15 protein-coding genes are annotated in these 16,596 nt (G+C 69.2%); 7 read left to right on the forward strand and 8 right to left on the reverse strand.

The annotated features are described in order from the left end of the window. Nucleotides 1–5 precede the first annotated feature (5 nt). Genes ACMGEZ_RS06485 through nirB form a run of 3 tightly spaced genes read right to left on the reverse strand, consistent with a single transcriptional unit; the run spans nucleotide 6 to nucleotide 3,751 of the window. Nucleotides 6–818: a formate/nitrite transporter family protein gene (locus ACMGEZ_RS06485; protein WP_436821436.1), complete on the reverse strand. Its 813-nt coding sequence runs from the start codon at nucleotides 816–818 to the stop codon at nucleotides 6–8. Nucleotides 819–870: 52 nt separating this feature from the next. After that, nucleotides 871–1,212, reverse strand: a complete 342-nt coding sequence (gene nirD / locus ACMGEZ_RS06490; protein ID WP_436821437.1) for a nitrite reductase small subunit NirD — start codon at nucleotides 1,210–1,212, stop codon at nucleotides 871–873. Between the two features lie 19 nt (nucleotides 1,213–1,231). Next, nucleotides 1,232–3,751, reverse strand: a complete 2,520-nt coding sequence (gene nirB / locus ACMGEZ_RS06495) for a nitrite reductase large subunit NirB (protein WP_436821438.1) — start codon at nucleotides 3,749–3,751, stop codon at nucleotides 1,232–1,234. Between the two features lie 658 nt (nucleotides 3,752–4,409). Here nirB and ACMGEZ_RS06500 point away from each other — a divergent pair. Then, complete coding sequence (locus ACMGEZ_RS06500; protein ID WP_436821439.1) at nucleotides 4,410–4,817, forward strand: GreA/GreB family elongation factor; 408 nt, start codon at nucleotides 4,410–4,412, stop codon at nucleotides 4,815–4,817. Nucleotides 4,818–4,856: 39 nt separating this feature from the next. Here ACMGEZ_RS06500 and ACMGEZ_RS06505 read toward each other — a convergent pair whose 3' ends face one another. Beyond that, nucleotides 4,857–5,690, reverse strand: coding sequence for a c-type cytochrome (locus ACMGEZ_RS06505; protein WP_436821440.1), 834 nt, complete (start codon nucleotides 5,688–5,690; stop codon nucleotides 4,857–4,859). A gap of 78 nt (nucleotides 5,691–5,768) precedes the next feature. Here ACMGEZ_RS06505 and ACMGEZ_RS06510 point away from each other — a divergent pair, with 78 nt between their 5' ends. The 4 genes from ACMGEZ_RS06510 to ACMGEZ_RS06525 all read left to right on the forward strand — a co-directional run bounded on the left by ACMGEZ_RS06510 (nucleotide 5,769) and on the right by ACMGEZ_RS06525 (nucleotide 10,174). Next, the gene (locus ACMGEZ_RS06510) at nucleotides 5,769–6,167 is read left to right on the forward strand and encodes a c-type cytochrome (protein ID WP_436821441.1); all 399 of its coding nucleotides are present in this window, start codon (nucleotides 5,769–5,771) and stop codon (nucleotides 6,165–6,167) included. Next, the gene (locus tag ACMGEZ_RS06515; RefSeq protein ID WP_436821442.1) at nucleotides 6,164–7,099 is read left to right on the forward strand and encodes a cytochrome c oxidase subunit II; all 936 of its coding nucleotides are present in this window, start codon (nucleotides 6,164–6,166) and stop codon (nucleotides 7,097–7,099) included. The genes ACMGEZ_RS06510 and ACMGEZ_RS06515 overlap by 4 nt, the downstream gene beginning before the upstream one ends. After that, nucleotides 7,096–9,615 (forward strand): cbb3-type cytochrome c oxidase subunit I, encoded by a 2,520-nt coding sequence (locus ACMGEZ_RS06520; protein ID WP_436821443.1) that lies wholly within the window; start codon nucleotides 7,096–7,098, stop codon nucleotides 9,613–9,615. Before ACMGEZ_RS06515 ends, ACMGEZ_RS06520 begins: the two co-directional genes overlap by 4 nt. 106 nt (nucleotides 9,616–9,721) lie before the next feature. Next, a complete protein-coding gene (locus ACMGEZ_RS06525; protein WP_436821444.1) occupies nucleotides 9,722–10,174 on the forward strand; it encodes a hypothetical protein in 453 nt (150 codons plus the stop codon). Nucleotides 10,175–10,180: 6 nt separating this feature from the next. Here the strand turns inward: ACMGEZ_RS06525 and ACMGEZ_RS06530 are convergent, their stop codons facing one another. Next, nucleotides 10,181–11,101, reverse strand: a complete 921-nt coding sequence (locus ACMGEZ_RS06530) for a hypothetical protein (RefSeq protein ID WP_436821445.1) — start codon at nucleotides 11,099–11,101, stop codon at nucleotides 10,181–10,183. A gap of 68 nt (nucleotides 11,102–11,169) precedes the next feature. Next, nucleotides 11,170–11,664, reverse strand: coding sequence for a BON domain-containing protein (locus ACMGEZ_RS06535; RefSeq protein WP_436821446.1), 495 nt, complete (start codon nucleotides 11,662–11,664; stop codon nucleotides 11,170–11,172). A gap of 219 nt (nucleotides 11,665–11,883) precedes the next feature. On the opposite strand from ACMGEZ_RS06535, the gene ACMGEZ_RS06540 reads away from it, so the two are divergent. Both ACMGEZ_RS06540 and ACMGEZ_RS06545 read left to right on the forward strand, forming a co-directional pair. Continuing rightward, nucleotides 11,884–13,374: a caspase family protein gene (locus ACMGEZ_RS06540; protein WP_436821447.1), complete on the forward strand. Its 1,491-nt coding sequence runs from the start codon at nucleotides 11,884–11,886 to the stop codon at nucleotides 13,372–13,374. Nucleotides 13,375–13,461: 87 nt separating this feature from the next. Continuing rightward, nucleotides 13,462–14,247, forward strand: a complete 786-nt coding sequence (locus tag ACMGEZ_RS06545; RefSeq protein ID WP_436821448.1) for a TetR/AcrR family transcriptional regulator — start codon at nucleotides 13,462–13,464, stop codon at nucleotides 14,245–14,247. Here the strand turns inward: ACMGEZ_RS06545 and ACMGEZ_RS06550 are convergent, their stop codons facing one another. Further along, nucleotides 14,248–15,306, reverse strand: coding sequence for a xylose isomerase (locus ACMGEZ_RS06550; protein ID WP_436821449.1), 1,059 nt, complete (start codon nucleotides 15,304–15,306; stop codon nucleotides 14,248–14,250). Continuing rightward, nucleotides 15,306–16,511: an ABC transporter substrate-binding protein gene (locus ACMGEZ_RS06555; protein WP_436821450.1), complete on the reverse strand. Its 1,206-nt coding sequence runs from the start codon at nucleotides 16,509–16,511 to the stop codon at nucleotides 15,306–15,308. The genes ACMGEZ_RS06550 and ACMGEZ_RS06555 overlap by 1 nt, the downstream gene beginning before the upstream one ends. Between the last annotated feature and the right edge of the window lie 85 nt (nucleotides 16,512–16,596).

Below are 16,596 nucleotides of genomic sequence, written 5' to 3' on the forward strand. Positions count from 1 at the left end.
GGCAATCAGCTCAGCACGCGCTTTGCCGCTGTCTTGTAGTGCGTCGAGTAGAGCGTGAGGCCGACGAAGGTCAAGCCGCCGACGAGGTTCCCGATCACCGTGGGGAGCTCGTTCCAGATCAGGTAGTCCATCAACGTGAAGTTGCCGCCCAGCATCAGGCCGGTGGGGAACAGGAACATGTTGACGATCGAGTGCTCGAAGCCCATGTAGAAGAACACCATGATGGGCATCCACATGCCGATGGCCTTGCCCGAAACAGTGGTGGACATCATCGCTGCGACCACGCCGGTGGACACCATCCAGTTGCACAGCACGCCGCGAATGAACAGCGTCAGCATGCCTGCGGCGCCATGCGCCGAATAGCCGACCGTGCGCCCTTCGCCGATGGTGCCGAGCCGCTGGCCGACCGCATTGGGCGCTTCGCTGAAGCCGAAGGTGAAGATGATGGCCATGAACACCGCCACGGTGAGGGCACCTGCGAAGTTGCCGACGAACACCAGGCTCCAGTTGCGCATCACGCCGCCCCAGGTGGCGCCCGGCCGCTTGTCGAACACGGCGAGCGGCACGAGCGTGAACACGCCGGTCAGCAGGTCGAAGCCCATCAGGTACAGCATGATGAAGCCGACCGGAAACAGCATTGCGCCGACCAGTGCATTGCCCGTGTTGACGGTCACGGTCACCGCGAAGGCCGCGGCCAGCGCCAGGATGGCACCGGCCATGTAGGAGCGGATGAGCGTGTCGCGGGTCGACATCAGGAGCTTGGATTCGCCGGCGTCGACCATCTTGGTGACGAATTCGTTGGGTGCGAGGTAGGCCATGGAGGTGGGGATTCCTGAAAAAGCGTAGAAGAACGAAAAAGGGGATGCCGGCTCAGGCCAGCGCGACGTGCACGCGGCCGTCCTCGACACGCACCGCATGCGCCCGCACCGAATGCTCCGGCGCTTCGAGGCACTCGCCGCTGCGCAGGTCGAAGTGGTTCTTGTAGAGCGGCGATGCGACCACGACGCGGTCGCCGACGCTCCCGACCAGGCCGCGCGACAGCACGCTGGCCCGAGCCTTCGGGTCGACGTTGTCGATGGCGAAGAACTGCTGCGCCTTTGCGACGTGGAAGATCGCGACATGCACGCCATCGACCAGCGCGCAGACGCCGGTGTCGGGCAGGATGTCGGTGGCCGCGCAGACGGCGGTCCAGTTGAGGGTGTCGGTGGTCATGCGGAGGTCCTCGGGTCGTTCAGGCGGTGGCGGCATCGGTGCGTTCTTCGGTACGGGCCGGGCGGATCTGGCCGCGCTCCTTCACGAAGACGATGTGCTCGTCCGGCTTCTCGCTGTTGACGAAGGAGCGGAAGCGCTGGCGCGTGGCCGGGTCGTTCACCGCGGTCTTCCATTCGCACTGGTAGGTGTCGACCACGTGCTGCATCTGCGCTTCCAGCTCGGCGGCGAGGCCGAGGCTGTCCTCGATCAGCACGTTCTTCAGGTAGTCGAGCCCGCCTTCGAGGTTCTCGCGCCAGGTGCTGGTGCGCTGCAGGCGGTCGGCGGTGCGCACGTAGAACATCAGGAAGCGGTCGATCAGCCGGATCAGTTCGGCCTTGCCCAGGTCCACGGCGATCAGCTCGGCATGTCGCGGCTTCATGCCGCCATTGCCGCAGACGTAGAGATTCCAGCCCTTGTCGGTGGCGATGATGCCGACGTCCTTGCCCTGGGCCTCGGCACATTCGCGGGTGCAGCCGGAGACGCCGAACTTGATCTTGTGCGGCGCGCGCAAGCCCTTGTAGCGGTTCTCCAGCTCGACCGCGAGGCCGACGCTGTCGTCCACGCCGTAGCGGCACCAGGTCGAGCCGACACAGCTCTTCACGGTGCGCAGCGCCTTGCCGTACGCATGACCCGATTCGAAGCCGGCCGCGATGAGTTCTTCCCAGATCAGCGGCAACTGCTCGACCCGGGCGCCGAACAGGTCGACCCGCTGGCCGCCGGTGATCTTGGTGTAAAGGCCGTACTTCTTTGCCACCTGGCCCACCGCGATCAGGCCTTCGGGGGTGACCTCGCCGCCCGGCATGCGCGGCACGACCGAGTAGCTGCCGTCCTTCTGGATGTTGCCGAGGAAGTAGTCGTTGCTGTCCTGCAGGCTCGCCAGATTCTTCTTCAGCACGAACTCGTTCCAGCAGGAGGCGAAGATGCTCGCGGCCGTCGGCTTGCAGATGTCGCAGCCCAGGCCCTTGCCGTGCCGGGCGAGCAGGTCGTCGAAGCTCTTGATCTCGCCGACGCGGATCAGGTGGTAGAGCTCCTGGCGCGAGTACGGGAAGTGCTCGCAGAGGTGGTTGTTCACCGCCATGCCGCGCCTGGCCATCTCGACCTTCATCACCTGGCCGACCAGCGCGGCGCAGCCGCCGCAGGTGGCGCCGGCCTTGGTGCAGGCCTTCATCTCGGCGACGGTGCAGATGCCGTCGCCGACCGCTGCGCAGATCTGGCCCTTGGTCACGTTGTTGCAGGAGCAGATCTGCGCGCTGTCGGGCAGTGCGTCGACGCCCAGGCCCGGCTTTGCCTTGCCGTCGCTCGACGGCAGGATCAGGAACTCCGGCTCGGGCGGCAGCGCGATGCCGTTGAGCGCCATCTGCAGCAGCGTGCCGTATTCGCTTGCATCGCCGACCAGCACCGCGCCCAGCAACTGCTTGCCGTCTTCGCTCACCACGATCTTCTTGTAGACCTGCTTGCGCTCGTCGACGTACTGGCAGGCGCGCGACTTCGGCGTCTTGCCGTGTGCGTCGCCGATGCTGGCCACGTCCACGCCCATCAGCTTGAGCTTGGTGCTCATGTCCGCGCCGGTGAAGGCGGCGTCGTCCTGCCCGGCGAGCTGCTTCGCGGCGACGCGCGCCATTTCGTAGCCCGGCGCGACCAGGCCGAAGGTCTGCTCGTTCCACGAGGCGCATTCCCCGATGGCGTAGACGTTGCGGTCGCTGGTGCGGCACTGGCTGTCGATCGCGATGCCGCCGCGCGGGCCGAGCGCCAGCAAGGACTGGCGCGCCAGCTCGTCGCGCGGGCGGATGCCGGCGGAGAACACGATCATGTCGGTCTCCAGGTAGGTGCCGTCGGCGAACACCATCCGATGCCGCGCGGTAGCGCCATCGACGATCTCCACCGTGTTGCGGCTGGTGTGCACATGCAGGCCCAGCGCCTCGATGCTGTTGCGCAGTGCGCGCCCGCCGCCTTCGTCGACCTGCAGCGCCATCAGCCGCGGCGCGAACTCCACCACGTGCGTTTCCAGGCCCATGTCATACAGGGCCTTGGCGCACTCGAGGCCGAGCAGGCCGCCACCCACGACCACGCCGCTCTTCGAGCGGGCACCGCTGGCTTTCATGGCCTCGAGGTCCTCGATGGTGCGATAGACGAAGCAATGCGGCCGATCGCGCCCGGGCACCGACGGCACGAAGGGCGCCGAGCCGGTGGCCAGCACGAGCTTGTCGTAGGCCACCACCTCGCCGTCGGCGGTGGTCACCGTGTTGTTGCGGCGCTCGATGGCGACCGCCCGCGCGGCCAGGCGCAGCGTGAAGCCGGTGCGCTCGAAGAAGCCCGGCTCGACCAGCGACAGGTCGTCCGCCGTCTTGCCCGAGAAGAACTCGGAGAGGTGCACCCGGTCATACGCCGGGCGAGGCTCCTCGCAAAGCACCGTGACCTGCGCATCCGCCAGGCCGAGCTCGTCGAGTTGCTCGAGAAATTTGTGGCCCACCATGCCGTGGCCGATCAACGCGATTTTCATTTTTGGGTCCTGCACGCGTCCGCTGGGATGGGGGTGCAGGCATTCGACGCGCTGTAGACACAAGCAGTCGAGGCAGGCCACCGCATCGAACGGATGCGAAAACGGGTTGGAACAGATGGACCGACAGCGTCACTGCTGTCGGTTCGCTCGGCTCCCGCCGTCGTTAGCGGAGGCACTGCGATATCCGCCGTGACGGGCGCCAGCGGAACAGTGCAGGACCTTCAGCAACAACCATGCCAGCGTCGATGGGTCGTTCTCGAGGGGTTCGCTGCCCTTCCCGCACGGAACTTGACCGATCGTTCGCTGCGCAACGAGGCCATGCGCGGGAATGGCGCACGAATGCCCGGGTTGGTGCGTGCCGGTGCGGCGACCGGCTGGCACCAAGCCTAGAATGACCCGATGCGCCTTTCGGCCCCCGACCGCACCCACCTCGACGCTGCCATGGCCGCCAAGCGCGCGACCGTGCTTCGCGCGCGGGCGGCCCGCATCGAGGCCTCCATGCCGTGCGGGGAGCACGTGCCGGCCGCACCCTCCTCCGCCCGGCGATCCCCCTCCTCCCTTCTGTAGCGCTAACCATCGATCGCCGGGCACCCGCCCCGCGCATTCGCGAGCGCCGTTGCTTCGTACAGCGCGCTCGCCATTTCAATTGGAGTGCTTCATGTCCACCACGCCTCTTCTCGGCGAGCGCGTGCTCACCGAACTCGATCACGCCCGCCTGACCAAGCTGCTCGACAAGTCCCAGCACCATCCGGTGCTCGAGGCGCTGCTCGAGTCCACCGATGTGATCCGTTCGCGCGAAGTGCCGCCCGACATCGTGACCATGTATTCGCAGCTGACGCTGGTGGACACCCGTTCAGGCGAGCCACGCAAGCTGACGCTGTGCTATCCGCAGGATGCGGAGCCTGCATCGGGCTTCGTTTCGGTGCTCTCTCCCGTGGGCATCAGCCTGATCGGCCTGCGCCTCGGCGCCACGGCGAGCTGGGTCTTGCCCGGCGGCGCCGAGGGCAGCGCCCAGGTGGCCGAGATCCTGTTCCAGCCCGAAGCCAGCGGCGACTACACGACCTGATCCCGCTAGAAGGCCGCGCCCCACCGGCAGGCTGCGAATTCAATCGAGCGTCGACAGGTAGGCCGCGATGTCGCGCGCGTCCTGCTCCGTCAGGCCCATCTCCGGCATCGCCGTGCGCGGATCGACCTCGTGCGTGTGGCGCAGCCAGCGCACCATGTTGTCGGGCGTATTGGCAAGTCGGCCGCCGATCATCGTGCGGCGCGCGATGCCATCGAGTGGCGGGCCGACATGGACCGAAGACCCGGTGATGCCGGGAACGCTGTGGCAGGCATTGCACGCGTACTGGTGCAGCGCACGCGCGCCGCGCCGTGCATCGCCCAAAGCGCCGGCCCTCACTGCTTCGTCCGGGCCACAGGTGGCCTGGCCTCCTGTCTGCTCCGCATACTCCCGCGCCGTCAGGTCCGGCAACCGCTCGAGAAACGCGACCACCGCCCACAGGTCGTCTTCCGCCAGGCGGTATTCCCACGCCGGCATGCCGCTCATCTTGATGCCGTGCTTCGTTACCCAGTAGAGCTCGCGCGCCTTCCAGTGGTGGCGCGCGTCCACCAGCGGGCCGGGCAGCGGCTGCATGCTCTTGCCGATGTCGCCCTGCGCGGTCCCGGGCCCGCCGTGGCATTGCTGGCACTTGTCGCGGAAGCAGGCCGCGCCGCGCAGCACCAGCTGCGGGTCGTCGAGCCGCGGCACGTCGACGTCTCGGGCACGCAGCCGGACTGACTGTCGCATCGCGGTCTCGAGCAGCGTATGCAACGGCTGGGTGTGCTGTGAAGTCGCCGCCACGTTGTAGAGCCCGCCGTACACCACCGCTGCCGCGCCGGCCGCGGCGGCCAGGCCCAGCACCGCCGACGTGAGCAGAACGGTCTTGAGGGTTCCCATGTTCTGGCGGCATTGTCCGACGCGCAACAGCGCCGGCCTGTCGGCGCAGCGCGCGTTTGCGCCGCCACAATCCGCGCCATGGCCCTCTTGCTGGACCGCTCCGGGCGACGGACCGCGCTGCTGCTGGCGCTGGTCGCGCTGGCGCTCGCAACCGGCTGCATCGGCGAAAGCCGGCTGCCTTACGCCGACGCCCCACGCGCGCAGTTGCAACGAGGGCAGGCGCTGCTGGCCCAGTACCAATGCGGCAGCTGTCACGCCATCCCCGAAGTGCCCGCCGCCCGCGGCAGCGTCGGACCGGCGCTCGCGGGCTTCGGTCGTCGCAGCTACATCGCCGGCGAGGTGCCGAACCGGCCCGACATGCTCGCGCGGTGGATCGTCCAGCCGAACGCGATGGTGCCCGACACCCTGATGCCGGCCATGGGCGTCTCGGCCGATCAGGCACGCGACATGGCGGCCTACCTGCTGGCGCTCGAATGAGCGGTGTTCACACGCAGTCGGCCCTGCACGTGGCCGGCCCCGTGGCCGAGACGCTGCTGGGCGTCACCGGCGTGCTCGTCGCGGGCGCGACGCTGATCTTCGTCGGCGTGATGGCGCTGCTGGCGCTCGCGGTACGCCGCCGCCGCGGGCGGGTGAATGCACGCTGGTGGGTGCTCGGCGGCGGCCTGGCCTTCCCGGGCGCCGTGCTCACGGCCCTCTTCTTCTACAGCGAATGGCACAAGCCGCCCTGGCGGGTGGCGCCGCCCAAGGATGCGCTGATCGTGGCCGTCACCGGCCACATGTGGTGGTGGGAGCTGCGCTACCGCGACCCGGCCACGGGCCAGGAGATCGCAAGTGCGAACGAGCTGCGCATCCCGGTCGGCCGGCCGGTCTACTTCGCGCTCGCCAGCGCCGACGTGATCCACAGCTTCTGGGTGCCGGCGCTCGGCGGCAAGATGGACATGGTGCCGGGCCGCATGCAGCACCTGCAGCTGCAGGCCGATCGCCCCGGAACCTGGCGCGGTGCCTGCGCCGAGTACTGCGGCGACCAGCATGCGCGCATGGCGCTGCAGGTGGTGGCCGAGCCGCCCGCGGCCTTCGATGCCTGGCTTGCCGCACAGGCACGGCCTGCGGTGGCACCGGCCACGCCTGCGCTCGAGCGCGGGCGGGATGCCTTCCTCGCGCACCGCTGCAATGCCTGCCACACCGTGCGCGGCGTGAGCGAGGAAAGCCGCCTCGGCCCGGACCTCACCCACGTGGGCAGCCGCCTCTACCTGGGCGCCGGCCTGATGCCGAACGGCGCCGAAGGCCTGGCGCGCTGGGTGGCGCACACGCAGCAGCTGAAGCCCGGCGCACGCATGCCTTCGTCGCACGAGCGCATTGACGAGACCAGCCTGCAGGCCATCGCCGCCTGGCTGGCGCAGCTGAAATGAAGGAGCTGCCGTCCACCCTGCCCCGGCCCGCGGGCGAGCGCGAGGCACTCGAGCGCGCCTGGCAGCCGCCACAGGGCTGGCGGGCGCTCTCGGCCGTCAACAACACGCGCATCGGCGTGTACTACATCGCGACCGCGATGCTGTTCTTCGTGCTGGCCGGTGTGCTCGCACTGGTGATGCGCGCGCAGCTGGCCGTGCCCGACAACGCGCTGGTGGAGGTGCGGACCTACAACCAGCTCTTCACCATGCACGGCACGGTGATGATGTTCCTGTTCGCCGTGCCGATCGTCGAGGCGGTGGCGGTCTACCTGCTGCCGGGCATGCTGGGCGCGCGCGACCTGCCCTTTCCCTGGCTGTCGGCCTATGCGTTCTGGGCCTATGCGATAGGCGGACTGGTCTTCTTCTGCACCCTGTTCTTCGGCGCGGCGCCCGACGGCGGGTGGTTCATGTACCCACCGCTCACCGGCAAGGAGTTCTCGCCCGGACGCGGCGCCGACTGGTGGCTGCTGGGCATCGGCTTCATCGAGATCTCCGCCATCGCGGGCGCCATCGAGCTCATCGTCGGCGTGCTGCTCACGCGCGCGCCCGGCATGACGCTGATGCGCATGCCGGTCTTCGCCTGGGCCATGCTGGTGACGGCGCTGATGATCGTCTTCGCCTTTCCGGCGGTGATCGCCGCGACCACGCTGCTGGAGCTGGAACGCGCCTTCGACTGGCCCTTCTTCATCGCCGGGCGCGGCGGCGATCCGCTGCTGTGGCAGCACCTGTTCTGGTTCTTCGGGCACCCGGAGGTCTACATCATCTTCCTGCCCGCCGCGGGCATGGTCTCGATGATGATCCCCGCGCTCGCGGGCACGCGGCTGGTGGCCTACCGCGCGATCGTGGCCGCGCTCGCCGGCGTCGGGCTCGTGAGCTTTGCGCTCTGGATCCACCACATGTTCGCCGCGGGCGTGGGCGACCTGGCGATGACGGTGACTTCGGCAGCGAGCTTCCTGGTCGCGATCCCCAGCGGCGTGCAGGTGTTCGCGTGGATCGCGACCTTCTGGCGCGGCGAGGTGCGGCCGAACACGCCCACGCTGTTCCTGCTGGGCTTTCATTTCATCTTCGTGCTGGGCGGCCTGACCGGCGTGATGGTCGCGGTGCTGCCCTTCGACTGGCAGGCGCACGACAGCTACTTCATCGTCGCCCATCTGCACTACGTGCTGATCGGCGGCATGGTGTTCCCGCTGTTCGCGGGCCTCTACTACTGGGCGCCGGTGTTCAACGGCCATTGCCTCTCGGAGCGCTGGGGCCGCTGGGTCTTCGGCCTGATGTTCGGCGGCTTCAACCTGGCCTTCTTCCCGATGCACATCGCGGGCCTGCTGGGCATGCCGCGGCGCGTGCACAGCTACCCCGGCGACCTGGGCTGGAACGCGCTCAACCTGTTGTCCACGGTCGGCGCCTTCGTGCTGGCGACGGGCGTGCTGCTGTTCGTCGTCGATGCCGCGCGCACCCTGCGACGGCCCGACAAGGACCACGGCAATCCGTGGCGGGCCGGCACGCTCGAATGGCTGCCGTTGCGCGAATACGGCGTGCGCAGCATTCCGCAATTGGTGTCGCGCGAGCCCCTGTGGGAGCAGCCGTCGCTCCCGCGGGAGGTCGAGGACGGACGGCACTGGCTGCCCGGCACCGCCTTCGGAGGCCGCGAGACCCTGGTCACCAGCATCGTCGACGCGCGGCCGCTCCACCTGCTGCGCCTTCCCACCGACGGCTGGTGGCCGCTGCTGGCGGCCGTCGGAACGGCGGGCTTCTTCCTGCTGCTGACAGTCGAGCTGGTGGTGGCCGCCTTCGCCTTCGGCGCGGTCGCGATCGCGGCGGTGCTGCGCTGGCTCTGGGCCACGGACATGCCGCCGCCGCGCCCGCGTGTCGAAGTGGCGCAAGGCGTCGAGGTGCCCGTCGGCAGCCGCCGGCTCGCCGAGTCGCATTCATGGTGGGCGTCGCTCATCCTGGTGGCGGTGGACATGACAGTTTTCGCGTCCTTTGCCTATGCGCATGTGCATGTCGCCATGGCGGCCGACACCTGCCCGCCGGCCGGTGCCGCGCTGCCGGCGCTGCGCTGGCCCTGGGCCTCGGCCGCGCTTCTCGCCATCGGCTCGCTGCTGATGGCGACAGCGCCGCGGCGCCTGCGCGATGCCGATCCGCGCGGCCAGCGAATGCTGCGGCTGCAGGTGGCGCTGGCCATGCTGTGCGTGGCCGGCGCCTTCGGCACCGACCTGTTCGCACAGGCGCAGGCCGGCCTGAACCCGCAGGCCCAGGCCTGGAGCGCCACCGTTGCCATGCTGCTGGCCTACCAAGGGCTGCATGTCGCGGTGCTGATGATGATGGGCGGCTATCTGCTGGCCCGCTCCTTCGCCGGCCGACTGCAGCCGCAGGCGCGCGCGACGCTCGACAACACGCTGCCGATCTGGCATTGCGCCACTTTGCAGGGCGTCGCCGGCCTGCTGCTCGTGCAGGGCCTGCCGCGGCTGCTGGGCTGAAGGCCCAGACCCTGCACGCTGGCCGACATGCGGCGTCGGCCGCAGCCCACACGCGACGCCGTGGCGCCGCGCAGAGTCGAGCCATGCCATCGACAGGAGGATCTTCATGGCCACCAGCAGCATTTTGGGCGGCGAGCATGCGCCCGCGGAGCCACGCGGCACCGACGTGGATTCGCTCGGTCCGAGCGACACCAGCGACAGCGGCAGCGACGTGCAGACCGACCGCAGCCGCAGTGCCATCCCCGAGGAGGGCAGCGAAGGCGCGCTGCCGATTTCGCACGGCACCGACACCGATTCCACGGGCACTGGCGAACGTGCGTCGGCCGATCCCACGGCTGCACCGGACGATGCCGACATCCTGCCTGACCGTATCGGCACCGTGCCTTACGACGTCGGCGAGGTGACCGACGCGGTCGACGATCCTACTGCCGCCACCGTTGGAGAGCTGGCCGAGGACACGGACGACGCCGGCAACGGGGACGAGAACGACGAGGAAGAGGAAGAAGACAACGGTCCTCCCCCGAGGGGCCGGCCAGTGCCCGTCCCGCGTCGCGGCTGAACGCGTTCAGCCCTCGACGCCCGCCAGCAGGTCCTGCGATTCGTCGTCGAAGCCCGGCACCGGCTGGGCCTTGGCGAGTGCCATCCAGACGCTGAAGGGCAGCCGTGGCTGCGCGCGGTGCACGGCCGCGCGTGCCACCACCAGCCGCGCACCCTGTGCGACCAGCACGCCGCATTCGGGCGGAATCTCCTCGGGCTGCGCGATCGGCCGGCCCTTGGCATCGCACCCAAGCACGTACCAGCACTCCCCGCCCACATCCAGGTAGGCCGCCCGCTTGTCGGGCTTGCGCAGATCGCCGAGCAGATCGGCGCGGCTGACCTTCACCTCGTGGACGATCGGTTGCGCATAGGCCTCCACGCTCGTGTTGCGGATCGAGAACACGTCCGGCCGCGCGATGCACCAGCGCGGCTTGTCGCCCTCCTTCGCGGCCGGCAGCCGCGCGCGCAGGCTCAGCCCGCGCCACGCGATCCGGCCGGCGCGCGTCATCTCGCGCGCCACCTGCTCCACCAGCGCCTCGTGCCGCGAGAGTGCTGCCCGGTTGACCACCAGGCTGCCCGCGATGTGGGCGATGCCGGCGTCGCTCACGCGCAGCGTCTCATGCCCCTGTGGCCAGCGCACGCGCTCCAGCAGGCCGGCGGCCAGCAGCTCGACCTCGATCTCGTCGCAGCACGGCCAGCCGGCCGAGCGGTACATCTCGCGCAGGCGCCGCGAATGCGAGCGGCCGAGGGCCGATGCGCCGGGCGGCGGATCGCCCACTGGCGGCGGCTTGCCGGGCTCCGTCATGGGCGGGTCGGTGGGAGGCGGGTCTCCCTCGGGCGGGGGTGAAGGCGCGGGCGGGGGTGAAGGTGGTATCGGCAGATCGGGCGCCGGGGGCGGCGGGCCGATGGGGATGTCGACGCCGGAGCGCTGTGGGGCGAGTGCGTTCATCGGGCTAGCGTAGCGAAAAACGCGAGCCCCGGCGATGCTCCATTCGAGTCGGGCGATGCCCCTGCTGCTCAATACTGCGCCTGCCCAGCCGGTTCGGTACTCCCTTGCAGCTCGGGAATGCCCTGTGCCGTGTCGTGGCAGGTGAGCTCGTTTCTCACGGTCTGCACCCCCCGCATCTGGCCCACGTCGTACAGCAGCTCGTCGAGCTCCCCGGTCAGGATGTGGCCTCGCAGGCACACCTCGCCCCGATCGACTTCCACCTGGATCGACTTCGGGTGGCTCACGACCCGCCCCAGCCGCGCGCGGATGCGTTCATGCAGTTGGGAGTCGCTCTCGGGTTCGTGGCCTCCGACGCGATCGAGCCTGCCGGTGGCCACGATGCCTTTCAGGCGGTCCACCGTTCTCTTGCCGGCCGATTCGGCCAGGTCCGCTGCGTCGTGCCCTGCCGCCACGAGCTTGTCGCGCACCAGCGCCCGGCGCCGCCGACCGCTTTGTTTGTCGAGGTAGTACATGGCAAGGGTGCCCGCAGCCACGCCAGCTGCGAAGGAAAGGAAATCGCGCATGGTGGTGCTCCTGTTCCTGGTGTGTGGATGACCCGCTGGCCCCCAGGACACGGCCAGTCGAATCGACTCTGCGCGGGCGGCAGGACCCGTCTGTCGGACATCGTTGACGGATGGGGGCCGCAGATGCACCGTCGCAGCACTCAGGTGGCACTGTCTCGGCGGCCGCCGTCTTGATGTCGGGCATTGCGATCGAAGGTCTGCGGGTGGATAGTCGGGGCCATGCCCGCGCTGCATGCCATCTACGGCCCCCGCTCCATCAAGGCGCTCGTGTGCCGGTCCCTTGCGCTGCTGTCGCTCTGTTTCGCCGGCGCCCTGCTGCCGGGCCCATCGCACGCCCAGGACCGCCCCCCTGAAAAGCGCATCGCGCTGGTGGTCGGGAACAGCCAGTACCCCAAGGTGCCGCTCGACAACCCGGTGAACGACGCGCGCCTGATCGCCGGCACCCTGCGCAAGCTGGGCTTCGAGGTCAACCTGCAGCTCAACGTCGGCGTACTGCCGTTCAGGCGGGCGCTGCGCGAGTTCGCGCGACAGGTGCAGCAGGACGACGCCATCGCGGTGCTGTACTACGCGGGCCACGGCGTGCAGATCGACGGGCGCAACTACCTCCTGCCGGTGGACATCAACCTGCGCGACCAGGAGGAGGTGAAGGACGAGTCGGTCGACATCGAGGAGCTGTTCCTCAGCAAGATCGACAAGGTGGGCTCCTACCCCCGCATCGTGATCCTCGACGCCTGCCGAGACAACCCCTTCGCCGCCAGGACGCGCAACGTGCGATCGGCCGGCGGGCTGGCGGAGATGGGCGCGCGCGGCACGCTGATCGCCTTCGCCTCGGCGCCCGGCGCGCCGGCCGAGGACGGGCCGGCCGGCCGCAACAGCATCTACAGCCGCAATCTCGCCGAGGAGATGATGACCCCTGGCCTCGAGGTCGAGCAGATGTTCAAGAACGTGCGGGTGCGCGTGCTGAGCGAAACGCGCCAGCGCCAGCTCCCGTGGGTGAACACCTCGCTGACGTCGAACTTCAGCTTCAACCCGGCGGCGCGGCGGCCGGCCGCGGAGAGCCCGGCGGCTGCGTCCACGCCGCCAGGACCGGCTGCCGGGGCGTCGCCCGAGGCGCCGACGGGGCGCGACTCGCGGCCGAAGGACATCGACGCCCTGCTTTCGCAGGCGCGGCGCGAGCGCGATACCGAAGTCGCGGCAGCGTCGCCGCCGTCGGCAGTGCAGCCGGCGCCACCACAGGCGCAGGCGCCGCCGCCTGCTCTGCCGCAGCCGCAACCGCAATCGCAGCAGCAACCGCGCGTGGCGGCCCTGAGTCCGCCCCCGCCTTCACCCTCCCCTTCGCAGCCATCCACTTCGGCGCGCAAGTTCCTCGACCGCAACGAGCTGCAGCAGCTCCTGGTCGGCAAGACCCACACGCTGCGCGACACATCTTTCGCAGGCGTGGTGCGCTGGGACCTGCGCAGCGGCGGCACGGTCTACTACAACAGCCAGGGCGCCTCCAACGTCGCGATCAACGGTTCGGGCCGCTGGGAGCTGAAGGATGACGGCGCTCTCTGCGCGAAGTTCAACGCCACGCTGCCGGGCCGGCTCACCGACGCACGCAGTCCTGACGATGGCTGCTGGTACTTCTTCCGCGAAGGCGAGAAGCTGATGCGCAGCACGAGCATCGAGCCGCAGGCGCGACCGCAGGCCGAGATCGTTCGCATCCAGTGACCGACGGGCCGGCATGCCCATCGCTTGCGAGAGAATGCCTCTTCATCGTCCGTCGCCCGGACGCGAACGACAAGGAGCGAATCCACCGTGCCAGAACGATCCTCTGCCTCCGGCCGCACCGGCCGCCCTGCCGCGCGCGCGGGCGAGCCTGCGCCGATCGAGGGAGGCGGCCCGACGCGCCGGCGCCTGCGGCGCGAGCGCACGGACCTGCTGGAGACACGCATCCTCGACGCTGCGGTCGAGGAGTTCGCCGAGCACGGATTCGCCGGCGCGCGCATCGAGCGCGTCAGCGCCGCGGCCGGCACGGTCGACCGCATGCTGTACTACTACTACGGCAACAAGGAGCGCCTCTACCAGGCCGTGCTGGCGAAGATCTACGAGGACATGATCGGCGCGCAGCGCGAGTTCGTGAGCCCCGAGGACCCGGTCGAAGGCATGCGCCAGCTCGTGCAGCACTCGTGGGACCACTACCTCTCGCACCCGAACCTGGTGCGGCTGCTGATGAACGAGAACCTGCTGCGCGGCAAGCACATCCGGCAGGCACCGCAGGTGGTGGAGCGCACCGCGCTCCCGCTGGTGCAGACTGTCGCCACCCTGCTCGAGAGCGGGCAGGCGCGCGGAGTGTTCCGCAGCGACGTGTCGTCCGAGCACGTGCTCATGACGATCATGTCGCTTGGCTTCTTCTACCTCTCGAACCAGTACACCTGCGCCACCTGGATCGGCGCGGACCTGATGAGCCGGCCCCGGCGCGCGGCCTGGCGCGAGCACATCTGCGACGTGGTGCTGCGCATGCTCGCGACCGGCGACGAACCGGCCGAGGCGCCAGCCGCGCCCAAGCCCCGGCGCAAGCCCGCCGCTTCAAGGAAGAAGTGATCAGGCCGGGCCGAATGCGGCCCACTGCTCGCGCACGAAGCGCGCGATCGCTGCGTTCTGCCCGATCAGCGAGAAGCGCGCGTTGTGGGCGTAGTCGGGCAGGTTGATCATCTCGGTGGTGATCCAGCGCAGCGGCGATTCTTCGTGAGTTCGGTGGTAGGCCAGCACCTTGCGCACCACCTCGCGCGTGCAGGCGAGCGCGCCCGAGGCCCACGGCGAGTGCCATTCCCCGGGCGCCGGCTGGGTGAAGGGATAGAGGATGCCGCGGCCCGGCTCGCCCTTCGCGTACGGGAAGATGGAATGCTCCGGCACGGCCGCGACCGCCTCGCCCGAGTCGCCGAGCGACCAGCGGTTGCGCGGCCCGTTCGGCGCCACGCTGCGCACCTGCAGCCAGCGCACGATGCCCATCTCCAACCATTGGTCCACGAAGTTGCCGGGCTCGAAGGGGTCGAGCACCGCGCGCCCTGAAGCGACGTCTTCCGTCAGCCCGCAGATCGCCAGCTCCTGCGCATTGCCGATCTTGAAGATCGCATGGCTGTAGTCCAGCGTGAAGTGGAAGGGAACGCCCCGGCGGCGCACCGCCTCGGCCACCGGCACGACGCGCCGCGGGTCCTCGCTCCACATGTTGACGTGCAGCTCGAAGGCCGGCTCGACGCCGCGTGCCATGCCTTCGTCGTAGGCGCGCAGGTAGAAGTCGGCCACCTCGTCGTTGCCGATGGGCCGCCCTGTCGCATCGTGCCAGTGCAGCATGATGTTGTGGGTGCGGGCGCCGACCTCGGCCGCGAGCTGCAGCTTGTCGGCGAGCAGCGCCTCGTCGCGCCCGAGCGCATAGAACCAGCTCGCGGTGTGCACCGGCAGGCCGAAGCGCTCGATGCAGCGCAGGTAGGTGTCGACCTGGCCGGGCATCGGCAGGCGGTCGAAGCAGTCGAAGGCGCAGCTCTCGTGCACCAGCCGGAACTGCTCCTCGATCGGCGGCTCGGCCAGCGACACCGGCCGCTCGAGCGAGGAGGCCTGCGCGCCGCGGCCGTTGCAGCCGATCGGCGGAAGGGTCGCGCTCATCACGAGGGATTGCGCAGCTTGCGGATCTGCTCCTCGGCGGGCTGCAGCTTCGCGCCGTCGAGGTAGGTGCCCGAGGGCATCACGCCCTTGCCGTCCTTCACTGCGGTGCGGCCGACGAAGATGCCGAGCGTGGACTGGTTGTCCTGCGGGCGGAACACCACCGGCCCGAAGGGCGAATCGAACTGCAGGCCCTTGAACGCGGCGACCAGCTTCTCCGTATCGGTCGAGCCGGCCTTCTGCAGGCCCGCGGCGATCGCCTTCACGGTGGCATAACCCACCACCGAGTTCAGGCGCGGGTAGTCGTTGTACTTCTTCTGGTAGGCAGCGAGAAAGGCCTTGTGCTCGGGCGTGTCGATGCTGGCGTAGGGGTAGCCGGTCACGATCCAGTTGACGGGCGCGTCGTCCTTCAGCGGGTCGAGGTACTCGGGCTCGCCGGTCAGCAGGCTCACCACTTCGCGGCCTTCGAACAGGCCGCGGGTCTTGCCCTCGCGCGCGAGCTTGGTCAGGTCGCTGCCGAACATGACGTTGAAGATCGCATCCGGCTTGGCATCGGCCAGCGCCTGCACCACGGCGCCGGCGTCGATCTTGCCGAGCGGCGGCGACTGCTCGGCCACGAACTCGACATCGGGCTGCGCCTTCTTCATGTTCTCCTTGAAGGCGGCCACCGCCGCCTGGCCGTACTCGTAGTTGGGGTAGACCAGCGCCCAGCGCTTCTTCTTCAGCTTGACGGCCTCGCCGATCACCGAGGTGGCGAGCGCGTAGGTGCCGGAGCGCAGGCGGTAGGTGTAGCGGTTGCCGTTGTCCCACACGACCTTGTCGCTCAGCGGGCCGGAGGCGAGAAAGAAGACCTTCTTCTGCTTCGCGAAATCGGTCAGCGCCAGCCCGACATGCGAGAGCGTCACGCCGGAGAGGATGTCGACCTTCTCGCGCGCGAGCAGCTCCTCCGCCATGCGCACCGCATCGCCCGGGTTGCCGTTGTCGTCGCGGAACACGGTTTCCAGCTTCTTGCCGAGCACGCCGCCCGCGGCGTTGATCTCTTCCTGCGCCAGCAGCCAACCCTGCTTGTAGGGCACCAGGTTCTGCGGCAGCGCCTTGTAGCTGTTGATCTCGCCGATCTTGATGGTGCCCTGCGCGGCGGCCTGCGCGCCTGCGAGGCAAAGGCTGGCCGCCAGCAGGCGGGTGGACACGGAAAGCATGAGGTTCATGGCGAAGTCCTTTCTGGCGATGGCTGGGGAGCCGGGGAACACCGCGGAACCGGCTTTGCCGGGCCGCTGGTGTTGCCCCCGGTGA

This window comes from Variovorax stachyos, from assembly GCF_051400855.1.
Classification (GTDB): Bacteria; Pseudomonadota; Gammaproteobacteria; order Burkholderiales; family Burkholderiaceae_C; genus Variovorax.